Genomic DNA, 19,936 nt, shown 5'->3' on the forward strand with positions numbered 1-19,936 from the left:
AGGGTCAGCGCTGGACGAGGTCGTAGGAGGGTTGCCGCACGGCGTGGACCCATCCGGGCAGACGCGCCCCGGGGAGCAGGCGTCGGCCCGCATCGAAGCGCAGCGGACTGTCGCCCCCGCCGGGTGTCGCGCGCAGCACGACGTCAGCGAACGGATGCCACGGCCCCCGTGGTGTCGCGGCGTACAGCCGAAGGCGCCAGGAGTCACGTTGCAGACGCATCGCGAGGGCCGGCAGCGCAGTGGGCAGGTCCAGCGGCGCGATCGTTCGAGCGGCGAGGAGGATGGGCCCGCGGTCGCCGAGATAAGGAAGGAGCGTGCTCAGGTGCGCGCGCGAGGGCGATCCGTGCAGCAGCAGGCCGTAGCGGCCCGGAACACCCGTCCCCGTCGAGGCGAGCTCGAGGTCTCCCACGCGACCCTCGGCGTCGAAACGCATCGCGAGCCCGACGATGTCCGGCAACGGCGCGGGAAATCCGACCGATCGCGATGCCCGAGCGCGGACGGGAACCGGTCCGGCCGGAGGATCATCGATCCATCGGATGCCCGACTGCGACCTGCCGAGCCACGAGACCTCACCCTTCAGTTCGACGCCGCGCGGGTGAATCGGCCGAGGTCGACGCACGAGGAGGATCGCCGCGAAGATTCCACTCAGTGCTCGGCCCGCCAGGCTCGACAACTTCGTCTCGACCGCCGCGAGACGAGCTGCGAGATCACCGGACACTCGGTCCATGGCAGCAATCTATCCCGAGGTGAATCTCGCTGCAGCGTCCGACGCCGCGGATGCCGTCGCCCCGGCGCCGATCAGGGCTTCGGCATCGTTCACGCTCTCGACGGGCTCTGAGCCCTTCCCGTCACGCCGCCGGCTGATCACCCGATTCACGAGGCAACGGCCCTGAGGATCACAGATAGGCTCTCCTCCGAGATGTCCGACACCGCTGCCGCTCCCGCCTCGCAGGCTGCGCCCCGCGCGGCCGTGATCGCCGCCGCGCTCGAGCTGTTCGCCGAGCAGGGGTTCGACCAGACCTCGGTGGAGCAGATCGCCCACGCCGCCGGAGTCTCGCGGTCCACCTTCTTCCGCCAGTTCGGCGGCAAGGAGGACGTCGTGTTCGCCGATCACGAGGTGCAGCTCGAGCGGCTCCGCGACTTCCTCGCGCAGCCCCATGCCGACCCGTGGGCGGCCGTCTGCGAGGCATCCCTGCTCGTATACACGCACTTCGCCGCCGACCCGGAGCTCGCCCGCCGGCGCTACACCGTCGTGCGCGGTGTGCCCGCCCTGCGGGATCGCGAGATCGTGACGGTCTTCCGCTACGAGCGACTGTTCGACGAGTACCTCCGGGCGTCGCTGCCGGGTCTCGACCCGCTCGACGCGGTGGGCTTCGCGGCGCTGGTCACCGCGATCCACAATCACGTGCTGCGCAAGCTCCTGCGAGGGTCGAAGAAGGTGCCGGTGTCGGTGCTGCGATCGGCTCTCGACGATGCACGCCGCCGCTTCGGCGTGCTCCCCGAGGGAGCCGGCCGAGCCGAAGAAGAGGTCGTGGTGGCGGTCTTCCCGCGCGCGATGCCGACGGCCGAGGTCGCGCGTCGCCTGCGCGAGCGCCTCGACGACTGATACCCGTCGGCGCGGCGTCGCGCCGTGCGTGGATCGACAGTGGCCGCACCGTCGCGGCAGTCGAGAGAACGACGGATGACCCGAAACGCCATCGTCACGGGTGCCGCGCGCGGCTGTCTCTCCCGCCACGCTCGCGTGGTCTGCTGTCGGTGGGCGGCACTTCGATGGTCGTGAACGACGACTCGACCAGGTGCGGTCCCCAGCCCGTCGTCGTCGATTCGCGCGCGCGGGCGAAGGTGGTCGCTAGTTCTCCGCGATCCGCAGAGCCTTGCCTGTGAAGTAGCCCACCTCTCCGTCGCCGTCCTCGACTCCGAAGACCCACTTGCCCGAAGGCGTGGGCCGCACATCGATGACGGTGCCCCGTGCACGAGGTGTGAAGACGTCGTCTCCCAGCTTGAATGCGTTGTCGGTCATGCGTGAGAGCGTACGAGCGTCGGACCTGGTGCCGCCTCCCCCGTGCGGCGGAGATTCCGCAGCGCCGATCCCCTCTCGCGCGGATGAGACTGAGTCCTATGGAGCGCGGCATTGAGTTTCAGTAGACTCAGGATGCCGCATCCGCACCATCGTCAGGAGTCCATCGTGGCCGAGTTCCAGCCCCGCCCCGGTCAGAGCGTCGAAGGCTACGACGTCACGACACGTCTCGGCACCGACTACTACGCTGTGTTCGCCGACATCCCCGAGGCCGACCGCGACGCGTGGGAGCGCGCGCAGGCGTACATCGACGAGGTCGGCACGCGCATGCAGGACGCATGGGACAAGGCCGAGTACCCCCTCGACCTCGCTATGCGCGCGGGCGCGCTCGACCTCTTCAACGACGGCATCGACCACCCCTCGCTCACGCGCGTCTCACCGCTCGCCGCGGGCCTGGTGAACATGGAGATCTCGCGCGGCGACGGTTCGCTCGGCACCGTGCTCGCCGTCCAGGGTGGACTCGCCCTGCGCACGCTCGCGCTGTTCGGCAGCCCTGCGCAGCAGGAGGCGTGGCTGCAGCCCGTCGCCCGCGGCGAGGTTCCGGCATCCTTCGCCCTCACCGAGCCCGACCACGGCTCGGACTCGGTCTCGCTCGAGACGACGGCCCGCCGCGACGGCGGAGAGTGGGTGCTCGACGGTGCCAAGAAGTGGATCGGCAACGGCGCATCGGGCGGCATCACGTTCGTGTGGGCGCGCGTGGACTCCCCCGGCGACGAGCACCACGACTCGGTCCGCTGCTTCCTCGTCGAGCAGGACACCCCCGGCTACACCGGCACCGTGATCGCGGGCAAGGCCTCGCTGCGCGGCATCCACCAGGCCCACATCACCCTCGACGGCGTGCGCGTGCCCCTCGATGCCGTCCTGCCGGGGACGAAGAGCTTCAAGGATGCCTCGACCGTGCTGTATTCGACGCGCTCGGGCGTCGCATGGTCGGCGCTCGGCCACGCCACCGCCTGCTACGAGGCGGCGCTGGCGTACTCGCAGCAGCGCGTGCAGTTCGGCAAGCCGCTCGCGAAGTTCCAGATGGTGCAGGAGCGGCTCGCGCAGATGCTCGAGGAGCTGACAGCGATGCAGCTGTACTGCCGCCACATGGCCGACCTCGAGACCCGCGGAGAGCTGCGCCCGACGCAGGCGTCCCTCGCGAAGTACCACAACACGCGCGCCGCGCGCCGCATCGCGGGGATCGCCCGCGACCTGCTCGGCGGCAACGGCATCCTCCTCGAGAACGGCGTCATGCAGCACATGGCCGACATCGAGGCGATCCACACCTACGAGGGCACCGAAAGCGTGCAGGCCCTGCTGATCGGCCGCGACATCACCGGAATGAGCGCGTTCGCATAGCGGGTCGGCGGCGGCTCGGCAAGCCGCCGGGTCTCGCGCCGGCTCGTCGTTAGCCTCGAAGCATGGGACTGTTCCGCAAGGACCCGCAGACGGTGCGGCTGGAATCGCACGACGTCGAGCCGATGGCCACCCGGCCCCCGTGGAGCCTGTGGGCCGACGGATTCGGCCGGCTCGGCATCCGTTCGATCCAGATCATCGTCGTGGTCGCCGTCGCCGCGGGCATCATCTTCGCGATCCAGCAGCTCACGCTCGTCACGATCCCCCTCGTGATCGCGCTGATCCTGGCATGCGCGTTCGCGCCGGTGATGGGGTGGATGCGGCGCCGCGGGGTTCCCGCGCTGCTCGCGACCGTCCTGACGCTGCTCACGATCGTGCTGCTGCTGACGGGCATCGGCTGGCTCATCGTGTGGGCGGTGCGGGATCAGTGGGACGAGCTGTACGCGCAGGCGGTCGAGGGCATCGAGGCCGTCATCGCCTGGATGCAGACGCTGCCGTTCGCGCCCGACCAGGCGCAGCTCGACGAGTGGCTCGCGTCGGTGCTCGACTTCGTCACGAGCGCGCAGTTCGGGTCGGGGGCGCTGGCGGGGGTGGGCGCCGTCGCGAACTTCGTCACCGGCTTCGTGCTGATGGTGACGATCCTGTTCTTCTTCCTCAAGGACGGCCCGCAGATGTGGGAGTTCCTGCTGCGGCCATTCCGCGGCGAGCACTACGTGCGGGCGCGCCGCATCGGCGACAAGACGGTCGGCGTGCTCGGCTCGTACGTGCGCGGCACGGCGCTGGTCGCCCTCGTCGACGCCGTCGGCATCCTCATCGGGCTCCTGATCCTGCAGGTGCCGCTCGCCATCCCCCTCTCGGTGCTGGTGCTGCTGCTCGCCTTCATCCCGATCGTCGGTGCGGTGCTCGCCGGCGCCGTCGCGGCTCTCGTCGCCCTCGTCGCGAACGGCTGGGTCTCCGCGCTGCTCGTGGTGGGTGTCGTGGTGCTCGTGAACCAGCTCGAGGGCAACTTCCTGCAGCCGTACCTCATGGGCCGGTCGATGAAGCTGCACGCGTTCGTGATCCTCGTCGCGCTGACCGTCGGCACCGTGCTCGGCGGGATCGTCGGCGCGGTGCTCGCCGTTCCGATCGCGGCCGCCGCGTGGGGCGCGATCCAGGTGTGGGACGGCCCCGCGCTGCCGGCCCGGTGGGCGCGGCCGAAGCTCCCGATCGAGTCCTAGGGGCGGCGATCGCTGCGGAAATAGGGCGGTCGCGGCCACGACATAGGGCATTCGTCCGATGAGGCCGAGGGGCCTCAGCGACGAGAGTCGTAGCTGTCCGGAACACCGCGTTCCGGGTCAGGAGACTCCCATGGACGCCATGACCTTCGCCGCCCAGCGGCTCGCCGACCAGCGGTTCGCCGACCTCCAGCTCGAGAACCGGCGCCGCGTGCAGCGCGCCGAGCGCGTGGCCTCGGACGAACCTCGGACGGTCGACGCGGTATCCGCGACCCGCAGCCCCGAGCCGGCATGCGCCCCGGCGGGTCTCGCCCTCGCGGGCCCGTCGTCGTGACCCGTGCGATGAGCCCCTCGCCGACGTCGGGCGCGGGTGCGAGCATATGAGCATGCCCGCACTCGCGTCGACGCCCCGCATGGTCGGACGCCAGGACGAGCTCGCCACGCTCGTCGAGGCGTTCGGCGCGGGCGCCGACGGACACCCGCGCACGATAGTCGTGCGCGGAGAGGCGGGAATCGGCAAGACCCGGCTTGTCCAGGAGTTCCTCACCGAGGCCGCCGCGCGCCGCGGCGCCCTGCCGCTCGTGGTCGCGGTCGGCCAGTGCGTCGACCTCGGCCCGATCGGCGCGCCGTTCGGGCCGATCCGGCGTGTGCTGCGCGACCTGCACGCAGTCGTCGGCGCCGATGCGCTGCGCACCGCGGCCGGATCGACGGCCGTCATCGCGAGTCTCGCGGCGCTCGTCCCCGGCATCTCCCCCGAGGCCCACGACACCGAGGATCCGGCAGGAGAGTTCGCCGAGGCGATCGAGGTGCTCCTCGAGCGGCTCTCGCAGGACCGGCACGTCGTCGTCGTGATCGAAGACCTGCAGTGGGCGGATGCCTCGACCATGGCTCTCCTGAAGACCCTCGCCAGCACGCTTCGGGGCCGGCACCTGACGATCGTCGCGACCTATCGCTCCGACGACATCGACCGGTTCCACCCCCTGCGCCCCGTGCTCGCGGAGCTCGATCGCACGCGCGCGATCGTCCGCGTCGACGTCGAACGGCTGAGCCCCGAAGAGGTGGCCGAGCAGGTGGCGCAGCTCGCTGACGGCCTCGACCCGCGCGTCGTGGACGCGCTCGCGGAGCGCAGCGGCGGCATCCCGTTCCTCGTCGAAGAGCTCGTCGACCTCGGCGACCGCGGACTGCCCGACACGCTGCGCGAACTGGTGCTGGCACGGTACACGCGCCTCGGCGACGGCGCGCAGCAGACGGTCCGCACGATGGCGGCGGGCGGGATGCAGGTCGACCACGACGTGCTGGCGGCGATCTCGCCGCTCGACGACCGCGCGCTCGACCAGGCGCTGCGCGAGGCGATCGACGCCCGAGTGATCCTCGCGGACGGCGCCGGTTACTCGTTCCGCCATGCGCTGACGCGCGAGGCCGTCGAGGGCGAGATGCTGCCGAGCGAGCGCGTGCGCGTGCACCGGCGGTACGCGGAGTGCCTGCGCGAACGCGGGGACGCGCCGGATGCGGCATCCGCCATCGCAGAGCACTGGCTCGCGGCCCGCGACCTTCCTGCGGCGTTCGACGCCACCGTCCAGGCGCTGCGCCAGTCCCGCGCGCGCTACTCGCCGGCGACGTCCGCGAAGCTCGGCGAACGGCTCACCGAGCTGTGGGATCAGGTTCCGGATGCCCCAGCCCGGTCGGGCACGACACTCCCCGAACTGCACCTCGAGGCCGCGCAGGCCTGGCACGACCTCGGCGACGCGGAGCGGGCGCTGCGGTCGGCGAACGAGGGCCTCGCCGTCTGCCCCGACGACCCCGTCACGCAGGCGGCGCTGCTGCGCCAGCGGTTCGTCGAGGTGTTCAACCTCGGACACCGCGACCGTCGCGAAGACCTGCACGCCGCGATCCAGCTGCTGGAGGGCCAGGACGACCAGCGAGCGCAGGCGCTGCTGTCGCGCGTGCTCACGAATGTCGCGATCACCGAGCACGGCGACGACGCGCGCGCGCATGCGCAGCGGGCGATCGCGCTGGCCGAGGAGGTGGGCGACGACGCGGCGCTCGGCGTCGCGCTGACTGTCGAGTCCTGGCGCATCTCCGACGACGAAGACGACGAGCCCAGCGCACTCGCGCCGTTGGAGCGAGCGGCCGCTCTGCGGCTCGACCCGGCTCTTCGCGCCTACGCGGGCGCGGCGCAGATCGACCTGCTCGTTCGACTCGGGCACTTCGACGAGGCCGTCGTGGTCGGCGAGCAGCACTACGCGGAGGTCGTCCGCGCGGGCATCGAGCGCGGCTCGGGCTCGTCGATCGCGTACTCGCTCGCGCGGGCCCTGTTCGACATCGGGCGCGCCGAGGAGGGCGTGCGGTTCGCCCGCCGCGCTCGGCGGCTCAGCGACCAGGCGGCACGCGGCTCGGTCACGCGCCTCATCGCCACTCACCTCACCTGGAACGACGAGCCCGCTGCGCGTGCGCAGCTGCTGTCGTCCGAGAAGTCCGCGATCGACGAACAGCTGCGCACCCACCCCAACAAGCGCGGCGCGTGGGTGGTCGATCGGGCCGATGCGCTCGTGACCCTGCGCGGACTCGGCGACCCGGCTGGGGCCCCACGCCCGGAGGCTCCGCGCGGCGCGCCGGCGCTGCGCGGAGGGGGCGTAGGGACCGTCACCGTCGACGAGACAGTCCGCGATGCGCTCGAGGTGGCCGAAGGGGATTCGCCGCCGACGCTTCGGCGCCACGCCGCGCTGAGTGCGGCCCTCGTGCTCGCAGGAACCGGTGCACCGCCCGGCGAGGCGCACGCGCGCCTCGCCACGATCTCGGACTCGTGGCCAGACCGCGGCGTCGCCCCCGTCTTCGCTCGATTCGTGCGCGCCCTGCTCGCCGACGCGGGCGCCGCGCCGGTGACGCAGCGGGCCGAGCTGTGGCGAGAGCTGGTGGACGAGCTGGAGCCCGGCGTGGCGCTGCCGGTCTGGCACCGGCACATCGCCCGATGCCTCCTCGCCTCGACGCTGCTCGAGCTCGGTGAGCGCGAGCGGGCGGGTGCGCTGCTGCGGAGCGTCGCGATCGAGGCTCCCGAGCACGGAGTCCGACGGGTCGGCCGGTGGGCCGACGAGCTCGCCGCACGCGCGGGCATCGGCGCAGACCCCGACGCCGACACCCGCTCGACGCTCGTCGCGCTCACCCCGCGCGAGCTGCAGGTGCTCGAGCTCGTGGCCGAGGGCCTGACCAACGCCCAGATCGGACGACGGCTGTTCATCAGCCCAAAGACGGCGTCCGTGCACGTGTCGGCGATCCTCGCCAAGATCGGAGCCGCGAACCGCGCCGAAGCGGCCGCACTGTACGCGGCGGCCACCTGACCCGGATGCGAAGACGGATGCCGCGGCCTGGGGCCGCGGCATCCGTTCACACGCGTGAAGCGTCTGTGCTCAGAAGCGGCGCTCGCGCCGATCCTGACGCCGGTCCTGCCGACGGTCGATGCCGTTCGAGACGACCTTCGCGGTGCCGACGACCGCCGCCGTGCGGGCGACGGGCCGGCCGATCATTCCGACGCGTCCGACGCGTCCGATTCCGATCGGCATGTCATTCTCCTTCGTTCGACATGGACGCGATGAGCGCCTGGGTCGGGATGCGGCCCGAGGCGATGAGCTGCCCGCCGTTGCGGCGCACGGCGACGGCGAACGGCGCTGCCCACGTGTTCTCCCACACCAGCACGCCGGCGGTGCTGCCCGGCTCCATGGCCGCCGCGATGTGGACGAGGTCCTCCTCGGCCAGCACCTCGGCGAGCGTCGCCTCGATCGTGCCCAGCAGGCCCAGGTCACCGAGGTCCTCGAACTCGTCGACCTCGATCGAGCCGTCCTCGTTCTTGTGCACGATCACGAGGTCGAGCACGCGCACGGTGCCGCCCGCGGCCAGCAGGGCGAGCTCCTCGGCGGCTTCGCCGGTGAAGGTGCTCTGGCCCGCGGGGAACTCGACCACCATGTAGTCGATCGGTCCCAGCTCCTCGTCGGCCTCGATCATCTCGGCCACCGCCAGGTCGGCGGCGAGCTCGAGCTCGTCCACCTCGGCGTCGAGAGCCTCGCCGCCGTCGTTCTCAGTCTCTGCCATGGGTGTCCCTCTCGTTTCGGTGCGGGCAGCATCAGTCTCATGCGACGGATGCCGGGGGGCAATGCTCTGCGGGCGTCTCCGGCAGAGTTCACGCGATCTGTGTGAAGTCGGCGCGGATCGGCGGGGGCTCGCCGGTCCCGCCCCTCGCGGGCGTCGGCGGGGCGCGGCAGGATGGACCCCATGCCGTACGACATCCCCGCGCCGATGCTCGCGAAGTCCGTGCCGGACGTGCCCGATCCGGCCAAGGTGCCGGGAGGCCTCAGCTACGAGCCGAAATGGGACGGCTTCCGAGCCCTCATCTCGTGGGACGGCGAGACCGTCGAGATCGGATCGCGCGGCGCGAAGCCGCTGACCCGCTACTTCCCGGAGCTCGTCGAGGCGTTCGCGAGGCTTCTTCCCGAGCCGTGCCTGATCGACGGCGAGATCGTCGTCCCGATCGACCGTGACGGCCGGCGCCGGCTCGACTGGGAGTCGCTGTCGCAGCGCATCCACCCCGCGGCATCCCGCGTCGACATGCTCGCGGAGCAGACGCCGGCGATGTTCATCGCGTTCGATCTGCTCGCCGTCGGCGACCGCGACCTGCAGGGCGAGCCGTTCGCGGTGCGGCGCGAGACCCTGGTCGATCTGCTGCACGATGTGCCCCACCCCGTCCACGTCACCCGCACCACCGACGACCCCGACCTCGCCCGCCGCTGGCTCGCCGAGTTCGAGGGCGCGGGTCTCGACGGCGTCGTCGCGAAGCCGCTCGATCAGCCCTACGCACCGGGCAAGCGCACCATGTTCAAGATCAAGCACGCGCGGACGGCGGATGTCGTGGCCCTCGGCTACCGGATCCACAAGTCGGGCGAGGGTGTGGGCTCGCTGCTCGTCGGCCTGTACGGCGAAGACGGCACGCTGTACCCGGTGGGCGGCGTCGCGGCGTGGAGCAACGCCCGCAGGCTCGAGCTCATCGACGAGCTGGCACCACTGGTGGAACGGGATGCCTCGGGCGAGGCGCTCCGCGGGGAGGGAGAGAAGTCCCGGTTCCAGGCCGGCCGGGCGGACTCGTCGTTCGTCAGGCTGCGGCCCGAGCGCGTGCTCGAGGTGCGCTACGACCAGCTCGAGGGGTGGCGGTTCCGCCACACCGTGCAGTTCGAGCGCTGGCGCCCCGACCGCGACCCGCGCTCATGCACGTACGAGCAGCTCGAGGTCGTCGCCGCCTACGACCTCGCCGACGTCCTGGTCTGAGGCCGGACCATGGACGGCGTGGTCGGGCCATCGTTCGTCGTGACCGGCGCCAGCGGCGGCGTCGGTGCGGCGATCGCCGAGCATCTCTCGGCGATCGGTCACGTCGTCAACCTCGATCTCGCACCCGCGTCGGGTGCGAGTGAGCGGGTGAAACACCTCCAGGCCGATGCGGGTGACCCGGTGGCCGCCGCAGCCGCGGCAGAGCTCGCCGAGACGCACGGCGAGCTGCGCGGCTGGGTCAACAACGCCGCGATCTTCCGCGACGCCGGCCTCGCGACCACGACCGCCGCGCAGATCGGCGAGCTGATCTCCTTGAACCTCAATCTGGCGCTGGTCGGATGCCACACCGCGGTGCGGCACTTCCTGTCGCACTCGCGGCCCGGCGCCATCGTGAACGTCTCATCGCATCAGGCTCAGCGCCCCGTGCGCGGCGCGTTGCCGTACGCCACCGCGAAGGCCGCGATCGAAGGGCTCACGCGAGCGGCCGCCGTCGACCACGCCCCGCAGGGCATCCGGGTCAACGCGGTCGCGCTGGGCTCGATCGCGACGGCCCGCTACGAGGACTACCGCCGCGATCACCCCGAGGCCGACGCGCAGATGGCCGCCCTGCATCCGCTCGGCCGCATCGGCGACCCCGCCGACGTCGCCCGGGTCGTCGCCTTCCTGCTGTCGTCCGAGTCCGGCTTCGTCACCGGTGCGATCCTGCCCGTCGACGGCGGGCGGGCAGCCCTCGGTCCCGACCCCGAGAGCGCCTAGCCGGCGGCACGGGACCGGCGGCGGCGGGCGACGCCGAACAGCACCCCGCCCGTCAGTAGAAGACTGAGACCGAACAGCCAGACAGCGGCGTTCAACTGACCGCCCGTGATCGGAAGATCTCCCGTGACGGCGGGAGGCGGCGCGCCGATGTAGTGCGACCGATCCGCGTCGGTCACCGTGCCCGACGGCGCCACCGGGTTACCTTCGATGTCCACGGTCGCGGGCGGCGTCGCGACCACGGTGCCGAGATTCGAGTACTGGCCGACCACCGCGACCCCGCGAGCCACGCACTCGATCGACTCGCCCGCCGCGAGCGGCCCAGCGACGACGTTCGCACCTGCGCCACAGTCGATCTCTGCGGCGGCGACCTGATCGTCGGTCACGGTCACGTCGAACAGGTCGGAGTTGCCGGTGTTCGTCACGACATAGGTCCAGGTGACGCCACCCCCGACCGGAACGGACGGTCCGGTGGGCTCGTCGGCATCCTCGCCGTTCGTGTGCTTCTCGATGTCGACCGCAGGGACCGGACCGAAGTAGTGCGACCAGTCCTCGTCATCGACCTCTGCGGGCGGCACGGGTTCACCCTCGACATCCGTTGTCGGAGGCCCCAGGGCCGTCACAGTGCCGAGGTTCGCGTACTGGCCCGGCGTGGCGACACCCGAGGCGACGCACTCGAAGCTTCCTCCGGGCGCGAGCGGACCGGCGACGAGGTTCGTGCCGTCGCCGCAGTCGATCTCGGACGCGGCGACCTGGTCGTCCGTCACGATGACGTCAGTGAGCTCGACGTTGCCGGTGTTGGTCACGACGTAGGTCCAGCGAACCGCGCCGCCCACGGCCACGAACGGCCCCGTGGGGTCATCGGCGTCGTGCCCGTTCGTGTGCTTCTCGACGTCGACCTGGGGATTCGCGCCGAAGTAGTGAGACCAGTCCTCATCGGCGACGGTCACGGGTGGGACCGGCTCGCCGGACGCGTCGAAGGTCTGCGGCGCGACCGCGGTGACCGAGCCGAGGTTGGCGTACTGCCCCGCCGCCGCGACGCCGGCCGCGACGCAGGTCACGGAGGCGCCCGGCGCCAGCGGTCCGATGATCACGTTCGACCCGCTTCGATCGCAGTCGATCTCGCCGGGGGCCACCCGGTCGTCGCGCACGACGATGTCGAAGAGCGACACGTTGCCGGTGTTCTCGACGACGTACGTCCACTCCACCGGGCCTCCGACAGCGACCACCGGGCCCGTGGGCACGTCGGCATCGTCCCCGTTCGTCGCCTTCTCGATGTCGACCGCGGGCTCCGCGCCGAGATAGTGCGACGGGTCGCCGTCCTCCACCTCGGCGCCCGGCACCGGGGCACCGTCGACGCCGGTCGTCTCGGGTCCTACGGCGGTGACCTCGCCGCGGTTCACATACTGGCCCCCGATCGCGATGCCGGTCGCGATGCACTCGTAGCTCTCGCCCGGCGCGAGCGGCCCGTCGATCACGTTGCCACCCGTGCCGTCGCAGTCGATGTCGGCCGGGTCGACGCGATCGTCGGTGACGGTCACGTCGAAGAGTTCGAGCGGCCCGGTATTGGTCACGACATACGTCCATCTGACCTCACTGCCGATGGTCACGAGCGGCCCCGGCGCGGCATCCGCGTCCTGACCGTTCGTCGACTTCTCGATGTCGACCTCCGGAGACGACGTCCAGTAGTGCGACCAGTCCTCGTCGCCGACCTCGACGGGCGGCAGCGGCTCGCCGTCGCCGTCGAGCACGACCGGTCCCTCGGCGGTGACCGTGCCGAGGTTCGCGTAACGTCCGCCCTGGTCCGTGCCCTCGCCCGCGGTCCCGGTGGCATGGCACCGGAACGACTCTCCCGGCGCGAGCGGGACCGTCACGATGTTCGTCCCGTCGCCGCAGTCGATATCGAGGGCGTCGACGCGGTCATCGGTCACCGTGAGGTTGTGCAGGTCCGCCGCGCCGGTGTTCGTCACGAGGTACTCCCAGTGGACCGGATCGCCGGGGGCGATGAGCGGACCGCGCGGGTCGTCGGCGTCCACCGTGTTGGTCGACTTCTCGATGTCGACGGCGACCCCGACATAGTGCGACGGGTCGCTGTCGCTCACCGGAGCGGCGACCTCGGGCGGAACAGTCGTGGGATCGAAGGGCGGGTTGGCCACCACCAGACCGGTGTTGGCATAGAGCATCGCCTCGGCGACGCCGCGCGCTTCGCACGTCACCGACTCGCCAGGCGCGAGCGGTCCTCCGACGGTGTTGTCGCCGTCGCCGCAGTCGATCTCGCTCGCGTCGAGCATGTCGTCGGTCACCACGAGGTCCTCGAGATCCACGTTGCCGGTGTTGGTCACGACATACGTCCAGACAACCTCGCCGCCGACGGCGATGGGTGTCGCGTCGACCGGCAGATCGGCATCCCGTCCGTTCGTCGCCTTCTCGATGACGACGGATGCCTCGGCCCCGAAGTAGTGCGACCGGTCTTCGTCGGTCACCTCTTCGCGTGGGAGCGGGTCCCCGTTTTCGTCGACCGCCGGCGGCCCGAGCGCGTCGACCGTGCCGAGGTTGGCGTACTGCCCCGGCTCGGCGGTTCCCGTCGCGACGCAGAGGACAGTGCCGAGCGAAGGCAGTGGACCGGGGATGACGTTGCTGCCGGTGCCGTCGCAGTCGATGTCGACCGGGTCTACCTGGTCATCGGTCACGGTGATGTCGTATAGGTCGGACAAGCCGGTGTTGGTGACGAGGTACGTCCACGTCACGGTGCTGCCCGGGGCGATGTATGGGCCGGTCGCGACATCCGCATCCTCCGTGGGGATCGGATCGCGCGGGTTGACCGCGTTCGTGGCCTTCTCGATGTCGATGGACGGATCCTCGTTCACCATGAGGTCGATCGTGAAGTTCGTGAAGTCCGGCGTCACGAGGGGTGGTGCGAGCTGCGCGACATCCTCGTTGAGCGGGCCGTTGCCGCCCGTCAGCCGGGGATCAGCGCCGGTCGAGTACCGGTACGCGAGCGTGATCGGAGAGCTGGTGAGCCCGGTCGACGCCGGGTCGGGTGTTTCGGTGTTGCTGTTCGAGCGGTTCTCGTTCTGATCGTTGGCCGGATTCGATCCCACCGTCGAGACGACGTACTCGGCGAGCGGACCACCGTCCTGGAACATCTCGCCAGGGATGCGCGCGCGGTACTCCCCGGGAGGAAGCTCGTCCACCGACCAGCGCCCGTTCGAGTCGGTCACGCGCGTGGCGACGACGTCACCGGCAGCGTTCAGCAGCTGCACCGTGATGCCCGGCAGCACGCGGTCCTCGTTCGCGTTGTAGCGTCCGTCGGGGATCCGGTCGAGCCACACCAGGTCGCCGACCGAGAAGCCGGGGATCTGCACGTACGGCTCGTTCGACAGAAGCGGCTGCAGGCGGAACGTCTCGGAATAGATCTGCGCGCGGTTGACGTAGAGCATGCCGACGTCGGTCGTCGTCGACACCGACGGGATCGAGGCCCGCACCCGCGACTGTGACGGGAGCGGACCCGCCGAGACGAATCGCACCGCGGTGACTGCCGCGAACCCGCCGCCCGCCTCGATCTCGGCGGCGGTGAGCCAGAGCCCGCCCGGATCGTCGGGATCGTCGTTCGCCTCCGGGCCGCCGTGGATCGACGGCTGCGGATTGTGGTCGATCGTCGACGGGTCGGCCGTGGCGTAGTACCACGTGCCTGGGACGGCGCCTTGACCGCCGCGCTGGTAGACGGGCGCGGCGAGCGGACCCTCGATGCGGACGGTGCCGGTGTAGTCGCTGCCGAACTGGATGCGCTCCGAGAGCGCGCCGTCCTCGCCGTCACCGACCCACGGCAGCACGTCGATCACGTCCACCGGGAGAAACGAGATGTTCTGCGACGTGTTCGCCCAGTCGATCGACCACGCGTACCGTTCGCCGCTCGCGACGTACGGCTTGTCGACGTCCTTGTCGACACCGAGCTGGCCCGCGCCGGTCGCGCGGATCGACGCCTGTGCGGTCGGCGCGTTGGCGGAGTTCTCAGCGGTGGCCTGCACCCCGTTCACGAAGGTGTCGCCGGGCTGCGCGAGCTGCGACACCGTCGTGCACAGCTGCAGCGGAACGGCAGCCGTGTAAACGCTTTGTGTCGGCGATTGCGTCACCACGATGTCGCCGACATCGAAGGTGATCTGCCTCGTGATCGGGTCGTACGTCGCCACCACGCCCGCGGGGAGTCGGGCAGTCGTGCACGCGGCGTCGTAGGTGAGCCCGGCCGGGATGGTGTCGATGAGCCGAACGCCATCCATCACGGCGCCGACGCCCGCCTCGCCATTGAGGATGCTGAGCGAGAAGTTCCAGATCGCGGTCTCGCCCGGCAGGTACTGCGCGCGCTCGACCGTCTTGCCGACCTGGAGCGACATCGCGTTGAAGTTCATCTCCCGCTCGATGATGTTCCAGCCGCTTCCGTCACCGGTCGACCACCCTCCGGTGTTCGACAGCCGCGTCCCCTGCGGGATCACCTCACCGGCGTTCGGGCCGCCGTTGTAGACGCCGCGCGGACGCAGGAACGAACGCATGCTCAGCTGGAAGTTGCCGTACTCGATGTGCCCCTCGACGACGGGGCGCACCCGGATCATGTTGACCTGGTTCGCCCAGTCGGGGCCGAAGTCGGCGGGGTCGGTGACCCACGGCCCGGGATGGTCGCGGCATCCCGTCACGTCGGCGACGATCGATGACCGGTCGACCGCGTTCGTTCCACCCACCTGCGTATCGACCGCGTTCGAGCCGATCGCGTACTCGATCACATAGTCCGCGGTGTTGAGGCCGTTCGCTATCAGGATGAACGAGCTCTCGAGACGGAATACCGAGACGTCGAACACGTCGCAAACCGTGGGCTCGACCATCGCCGGCCCGTCGTCGTCGATGGGCGCGTTGCCGACATCGAGGCTTCTCAGTGCAACGTCCGACCGGACGAGCTGCCCCGCGAAGGTCCACCCGCCGTTCCACGGCATGCCGTTGTCGTTCGTGTAGTTCTTCCATCCGTCGGTGCGGACGTTGATGGGCCGTCGCTCGGAGCCCGTTACCCACGTCGCGCCGGTGCGGTCGGTCCAACCACCGCCATTGTGCAATTGGATGCCGCTCGGGGGGATCTCGCCCGCGTTGGGTCCGCCGTTGTAGAAGTGGCGAACCTGCAGCGGGATCTGCAGCCGGTGGGTGAACGGCCCGGTCTCCATCGTGCCGGCGGCGACCGGGCGCGCGCGCACCATGTTGACCTGGTCGCGCCAGTCGGGGCCGAACGCGGCCTCGGGGTCCGTCGTCCACACGCGCACGGGATCGTCCTTGCAGCTCGCGACATCGGCCGCGTTCTGCGTGGAGTCGACGCCGCGCTGATCAGCGCCCGCCTGCGTGTCGACGACATTGGAGCCGATGGCGTACTCGATCACGTAGTCCGCCGCGTCGAGGTCGGTGGAGAGGTGCGGGTCGTAGCTCGGGCGCACAGGCGAAGCGACCGGGTTGCCGTAGATCTGCATCGTCGACACATCGAACACGTCGCACAGCACGATGTCGGTCGCCGTGACCGCATCGGTCGAGGCCGTCACCTGCACGCGCGAGCCGATCACGTCGCCCGGGTTGATGAAGTTGAAGTTGCCCTCGCCCCCGGCGACGACGTAGTACTGCTTGACACCGGTCCACGTTCCGCAGTCGGGCGCGGGGCGCACGCCGCTCAGGTTCTCGAGTGCGAGGTTGTTCCCTGACGCCAGATCGGCGGCGATCTCTTCGGGTCCCCATCCCGGCTCGTATCCCGGCTGCGCTCCGTTGCCGTTGATCGGTGCGCCGTTGACCGTCCACGACTCGGTGCCACGGATCTCGTTGCGGACCTCGAAGAAGTCGCGCGTGCCCACGCACGTCCCCGGTGGCACCTCGTCCATCGGGATGAAGTACGACATCGCCCACGAGCCGAGGCCCTGGTTCAGTCCGTTGGCGTTCACCGAGTAGGTGACGTCCCATCCGCCATCGGGCTGCTCCCCGAGGGCCGGGCAGCTCACCGTGCCCCGCTGATACAGCGAGCCCGGAGAGATATTCGACGTGCAGCCGATCAGGTGGGCGTCTTCTCGCCACTCGGTGTCACCGTCGCGCTGATACGACAGCACGTCGGTGATCGACACCGGCGCGTCCACCCACCGAGCGAGCAGGTTCGGGTTGTTGACCGAGATGTAGTACCGGTAGCGCACGACGTAGCCCGGGACGGCGACGCCGTCGATGACGCGTGTCGCGTACGAGGGCCCTTGATCGCGCCACTTGGAGACATCGACCGTCGGTGTCGTCAGCGGCAGTGAGTGGTTGACGACGTTGTTGCCGCTCGCCTCCTCGCCGTTCCAGCCCGGCTCGAAGCCGTCGCCGTTGTTGAGCTGTCCGCCGTTCATCGCCCAGCCGTCACTGTCGGCGAGCTGGTTCTGCCAGTCGATGACGCCCTCCGGCAGGGGATCGCCGGCCTCCCAGTCCGGATCGAGGGTGCGGTAGGCGTCCTCCCGCGGCACGAACACCCGGACGACCACGACACCGGCACCCTGCTCGATCCCCGTCTGGTTTCGAGGCGCGAGGGTCATGTCCCAGCCGTCGGCACCCTGCGGAACATGGTCACCGGGCGTACTCAGCTCGGGGCACGAGACGTCCCAGTTGCTGTTCACCACCTCGGTCCTACGCCGGCACGTGATCATCAACGCGTTCGGGAATGCGGAGAGTCGGTCGACGAACTCCACCGGCCATTCCAGCTCGGCACCGCCGAGCCCATCCGAGATGTCGGCGATCTGAATGTCGTAGTCGACGAGGAATCCGGGGATGCCGTCCCACGTCGTGGCGGTCGGCGCCGTCATGAGCGTCTTGCTGATGTCCCACTGCGGCAGCGCCGTCACCTCGACGAGCGGACCGCTCACCTCGCCCGAAGCGACCGCGTGCCCCTGCGCGGCGTACGCGCGTGCCGTGATCTCGGCGTGTGCGGGGACGGGGGTGGACTCGGTGAACCGGTAGAACACCTCGACGATCGCGTTCTGATTCGTCATGGTGCCGACGTTGCACGTGATGCGGAAGCCGCCGCCCGGCAGCGGCGTCGCGCTCGACGGAGGGTCCACACCGAGATCGGCCGAGAGGCAGCCTGTCGGCAGTCCCCCGGGCTCGGGTCCGGTCAGCTCGAGGTCAGCACCGTCGGGGGTGGTGATATCGAACTCGACCACGACGTTCGGGACCTGAGCATCTGTCGGAAGGTTGTTCGCACCCACCGTGAACTGCTGGCGGACGTCATCACCGGTACGCACGACGCAGTTGCCTGGGCCGGAGTCGAGCCCCGGACCGTCTTGGGGGTCCCAGGGCGCGTCGCCCGTTTCGGCAAACCCGTCGCACGCGTCGCCCAGCACCGCCTTCTCGATTGTGAGCCGCGGCATCGGCTGCATGCCCGCGTCGAGCACGACGGCGGTTCCGCCCTGGATCGTGAAGGGGAAACTCCTGCCGACCTCGGGCTGCCCCGATGCGGGTTGCCCTTCTCGCACGAAGGCGTTGTCACCCGCGATCGCAGTGGGGAAGATCATGCCGCTGGGGGCGACGACGCGGGCCCGGTAGCCGCCGTCCGCCATGTTCGCGAACTCGTAGGCGCCCGCGCTGTCGGTCGTCGTGGTGGCGACGACGGCGCCGGTCGTGGCGTTGACCAGCTGGACGGTGGTGTTGGCTGCAGCGAACTCCCCGGCATCCCGCACGCCGTCGAGGTTCGCGTCGCGCCAGACGGTTCCCGTCGCCGAGCTTCCCGGGCCAGCCCACGCGGCGGGCGGCTGTGCAATGGGCGCGATCAGGCTGACGACCACGGCGGCCGACGTCAGCATCGCGGCAATGAGTCCGCCCGATTGCCGCTGCCCGCGTCTACGGGCCCGTGTGCCGCGCCACCTGTCTCGCATTCGGTTCCTCCCCCATGGAAGACCGTCGGCTCAGGTCGCCGCCCGGCATTCTTGCCCAAGATCCCACCGGACGACACCGGACGCATCACGCTGTTTGCGTGAACGCACCGCCCTGCGGGTCGGCTCGGGTCAGGCCTCGTCCTTCGGCCAGTTCTGGGGGTTGATGCGGCTCGGCTGCACGCGAGGCGGCTCGCCGGGCATCTTCGGGAAGTCCGGCGGGAACGGCAGCTCCCCCAGCCCGTCGTCGAGGTCGCGCTGCCACCACTCGAGCAGCGTGTCGATGCGGCCCGGCTTCGCCAGCAGGTCCGCCCACGGGTCGCCCATGTCGCCGAGCCGCTGCGGCACTGACCGCACCGTGAACTCCGCCGGGTCGACCCCCGCGGCCAGCTCGTCCCACGTGAGCGGGGTCGACACGGTGGCCGTCGGAAGCGCACGCGGACTGTACGCGCCTGCCATCGTCCGGTCGCGGTTGGCCTGGTTGAAGTCGATGAAGATGCGCTCGCCGCGCTCCTCCTTCCACCAGTTCATCGTGACCTTGTCGGGCATCCGGCGCTCGAGCTCGCGTCCGGCCGCGATCACCGCGTGCCGCACGTCGAGGAACTCCCACTCCGGCTCGATCGGACAGAACACGTGGATGCCGCGGTTGCCGCTCGTCTTGAGGAACGCCGTCAGCCCCGCCTCGGCCAGCACCTCTCGCAGCGCGGGGGCGACGGCCGCGGCATCCGCGAAATCGGTGCCGGGCTGCGGATCGAGGTCGATGCGCAGTTCGACCGGATTGTCGGTGTCCGCCGTGAGCGACGCCCACGGGTGGAACACGATCGTGTTCATCTGGACGGCCCACACCGCGGCGGCGATCTCGGTGAGGATGATCTGCGGATGCCGTCGCCCGCTGTTGTAGGTCACCGTCTGGGATTCCACGAACGACGGTGCGCCCTTCGGCGGGTTCTTGGAGTAGAAGCGCTCGCCTCCGACGCCCTCCGGGAAGCGCTCGAGCGACACCGGACGATCGCCGTTGGACGCGAGGAATGGCCCGCTCACGGCGATGAGGTACTCCGCCAGCTCGTGCTTGGTGATCCCGACTTCCGGCCAGATCACGCGGTTGGGGTTCGAGATCCCCACTTCGCGGTCTCCGTGCGGACCGGGGACGGTGAGGGTGATGCGCTCCGACGCCATGATCCGACGCTAGCGGGGTGCCACGACATCCGGCATCCCCCGGTTCGGTGCCGCCGGTTCTGTGTTGAGAAATCAGGAGACACGCCGGATCTACCGTCACGCGCGACGCGCGCGCCCGCGTGTCTCCTGATTTCTCAACAGCCGCGGCGGTGTTCCGC

At 70.3% G+C, this 19,936-nt stretch carries 14 protein-coding genes; 8 read left to right on the plus strand and 6 right to left on the minus strand.

The features are described 5' to 3' along the window. Positions 1 to 4 precede the first annotated feature (4 nt). The gene (locus tag AC3ANN_RS12720) at positions 5 to 727 is read right to left on the minus strand and encodes a hypothetical protein (RefSeq protein WP_488337765.1); all 723 of its coding nucleotides are present in this window, start codon (positions 725 to 727) and stop codon (positions 5 to 7) included. Between AC3ANN_RS12720 and AC3ANN_RS12725 the strand changes: the two genes are divergently transcribed. Both AC3ANN_RS12725 and AC3ANN_RS12730 read left to right on the plus strand, forming a co-directional pair. After that, positions 726 to 893, plus strand: coding sequence for a hypothetical protein (locus AC3ANN_RS12725; protein WP_488337766.1), 168 nt, complete (start codon positions 726 to 728; stop codon positions 891 to 893). The two genes, AC3ANN_RS12720 and AC3ANN_RS12725, sit on opposite strands and share 2 nt — an antisense overlap. A gap of 26 nt (positions 894 to 919) precedes the next feature. Further along, positions 920 to 1,606: a TetR family transcriptional regulator gene (locus AC3ANN_RS12730; RefSeq protein ID WP_488337767.1), complete on the plus strand. Its 687-nt coding sequence runs from the start codon at positions 920 to 922 to the stop codon at positions 1,604 to 1,606. A gap of 243 nt (positions 1,607 to 1,849) precedes the next feature. On the opposite strand, the gene AC3ANN_RS12735 is transcribed toward AC3ANN_RS12730, so the two are convergent. Then, a complete protein-coding gene (locus tag AC3ANN_RS12735; RefSeq protein WP_488337768.1) occupies positions 1,850 to 2,020 on the minus strand; it encodes a hypothetical protein in 171 nt (56 codons plus the stop codon). 132 nt (positions 2,021 to 2,152) lie between these two features. Here AC3ANN_RS12735 and AC3ANN_RS12740 point away from each other — a divergent pair, with 132 nt between their 5' ends. From AC3ANN_RS12740 to AC3ANN_RS12755, 4 genes are all read left to right on the plus strand, one after another. Next, a complete protein-coding gene (locus AC3ANN_RS12740) occupies positions 2,153 to 3,418 on the plus strand; it encodes an acyl-CoA dehydrogenase family protein (protein ID WP_488337769.1) in 1,266 nt (421 codons plus the stop codon). A gap of 62 nt (positions 3,419 to 3,480) precedes the next feature. After that, complete coding sequence (locus tag AC3ANN_RS12745; protein WP_488337770.1) at positions 3,481 to 4,632, plus strand: AI-2E family transporter; 1,152 nt, start codon at positions 3,481 to 3,483, stop codon at positions 4,630 to 4,632. Between the two features lie 130 nt (positions 4,633 to 4,762). Next, on the plus strand, positions 4,763 to 4,963 hold the full coding sequence (locus tag AC3ANN_RS12750) for a hypothetical protein (RefSeq protein ID WP_488337771.1): 201 nt from the start codon (positions 4,763 to 4,765) through the stop codon (positions 4,961 to 4,963). Between the two features lie 52 nt (positions 4,964 to 5,015). After that, positions 5,016 to 7,964 (plus strand): helix-turn-helix transcriptional regulator, encoded by a 2,949-nt coding sequence (locus AC3ANN_RS12755; RefSeq protein ID WP_488337772.1) that lies wholly within the window; start codon positions 5,016 to 5,018, stop codon positions 7,962 to 7,964. Between the two features lie 69 nt (positions 7,965 to 8,033). Here AC3ANN_RS12755 and AC3ANN_RS12760 read toward each other — a convergent pair whose 3' ends face one another. Then, a complete protein-coding gene (locus AC3ANN_RS12760; protein WP_194409268.1) occupies positions 8,034 to 8,186 on the minus strand; it encodes a hypothetical protein in 153 nt (50 codons plus the stop codon). A gap of 1 nt (position 8,187) precedes the next feature. Beyond that, positions 8,188 to 8,712 carry a DUF6325 family protein gene (locus AC3ANN_RS12765; protein ID WP_488337773.1) on the minus strand — a complete coding sequence of 175 codons (525 nt, stop codon included), beginning with the start codon at positions 8,710 to 8,712 and terminating at the stop codon, positions 8,188 to 8,190. Positions 8,713 to 8,892: 180 nt separating this feature from the next. On the opposite strand from AC3ANN_RS12765, the gene AC3ANN_RS12770 reads away from it, so the two are divergent. Both AC3ANN_RS12770 and AC3ANN_RS12775 read left to right on the plus strand, forming a co-directional pair. After that, a complete protein-coding gene (locus AC3ANN_RS12770) occupies positions 8,893 to 9,939 on the plus strand; it encodes an ATP-dependent DNA ligase (RefSeq protein WP_488337774.1) in 1,047 nt (348 codons plus the stop codon). Between the two features lie 9 nt (positions 9,940 to 9,948). Then, positions 9,949 to 10,695 (plus strand): SDR family NAD(P)-dependent oxidoreductase, encoded by a 747-nt coding sequence (locus AC3ANN_RS12775; RefSeq protein ID WP_488337775.1) that lies wholly within the window; start codon positions 9,949 to 9,951, stop codon positions 10,693 to 10,695. On the opposite strand, the gene AC3ANN_RS12780 is transcribed toward AC3ANN_RS12775, so the two are convergent. Continuing rightward, positions 10,692 to 18,533, minus strand: a complete 7,842-nt coding sequence (locus tag AC3ANN_RS12780; RefSeq protein ID WP_488337776.1) for a DUF7507 domain-containing protein — start codon at positions 18,531 to 18,533, stop codon at positions 10,692 to 10,694. The two genes, AC3ANN_RS12775 and AC3ANN_RS12780, sit on opposite strands and share 4 nt — an antisense overlap. A gap of 201 nt (positions 18,534 to 18,734) precedes the next feature. After that, complete coding sequence (gene ligD / locus AC3ANN_RS12785; RefSeq protein ID WP_488337777.1) at positions 18,735 to 19,778, minus strand: non-homologous end-joining DNA ligase; 1,044 nt, start codon at positions 19,776 to 19,778, stop codon at positions 18,735 to 18,737. Positions 19,779 to 19,936: the final 158 nt, after the last annotated feature.

Source organism: Microbacterium sp. STRO-2N (genome assembly GCF_057747775.1).

Coding starts and splice junctions, on each gene's coding strand:
- AC3ANN_RS12725 (WP_488337766.1), top strand. CDS start 726: ATGGCAGCAATCTATCCCGAGGTGAATCTCGCTGCAGCGTCCGACGCC.
- AC3ANN_RS12720 (WP_488337765.1), bottom strand. CDS start 727: ATGGACCGAGTGTCCGGTGATCTCGCAGCTCGTCTCGCGGCGGTCGAG.
- AC3ANN_RS12730 (WP_488337767.1), top strand. CDS start 920: ATGTCCGACACCGCTGCCGCTCCCGCCTCGCAGGCTGCGCCCCGCGCG.
- AC3ANN_RS12735 (WP_488337768.1), bottom strand. CDS start 2,020: ATGACCGACAACGCATTCAAGCTGGGAGACGACGTCTTCACACCTCGT.
- AC3ANN_RS12740 (WP_488337769.1), top strand. CDS start 2,153: ATGCCGCATCCGCACCATCGTCAGGAGTCCATCGTGGCCGAGTTCCAG.
- AC3ANN_RS12745 (WP_488337770.1), top strand. CDS start 3,481: ATGGGACTGTTCCGCAAGGACCCGCAGACGGTGCGGCTGGAATCGCAC.
- AC3ANN_RS12750 (WP_488337771.1), top strand. CDS start 4,763: ATGGACGCCATGACCTTCGCCGCCCAGCGGCTCGCCGACCAGCGGTTC.
- AC3ANN_RS12755 (WP_488337772.1), top strand. CDS start 5,016: ATGCCCGCACTCGCGTCGACGCCCCGCATGGTCGGACGCCAGGACGAG.
- AC3ANN_RS12760 (WP_194409268.1), bottom strand. CDS start 8,186: ATGCCGATCGGAATCGGACGCGTCGGACGCGTCGGAATGATCGGCCGG.
- AC3ANN_RS12765 (WP_488337773.1), bottom strand. CDS start 8,712: ATGGCAGAGACTGAGAACGACGGCGGCGAGGCTCTCGACGCCGAGGTG.
- AC3ANN_RS12770 (WP_488337774.1), top strand. CDS start 8,893: ATGCCGTACGACATCCCCGCGCCGATGCTCGCGAAGTCCGTGCCGGAC.
- AC3ANN_RS12775 (WP_488337775.1), top strand. CDS start 9,949: ATGGACGGCGTGGTCGGGCCATCGTTCGTCGTGACCGGCGCCAGCGGC.
- AC3ANN_RS12780 (WP_488337776.1), bottom strand. CDS start 18,533: ATGCTGACGTCGGCCGCCGTGGTCGTCAGCCTGATCGCGCCCATTGCA.
- ligD (WP_488337777.1), bottom strand. CDS start 19,778: ATGGCGTCGGAGCGCATCACCCTCACCGTCCCCGGTCCGCACGGAGAC.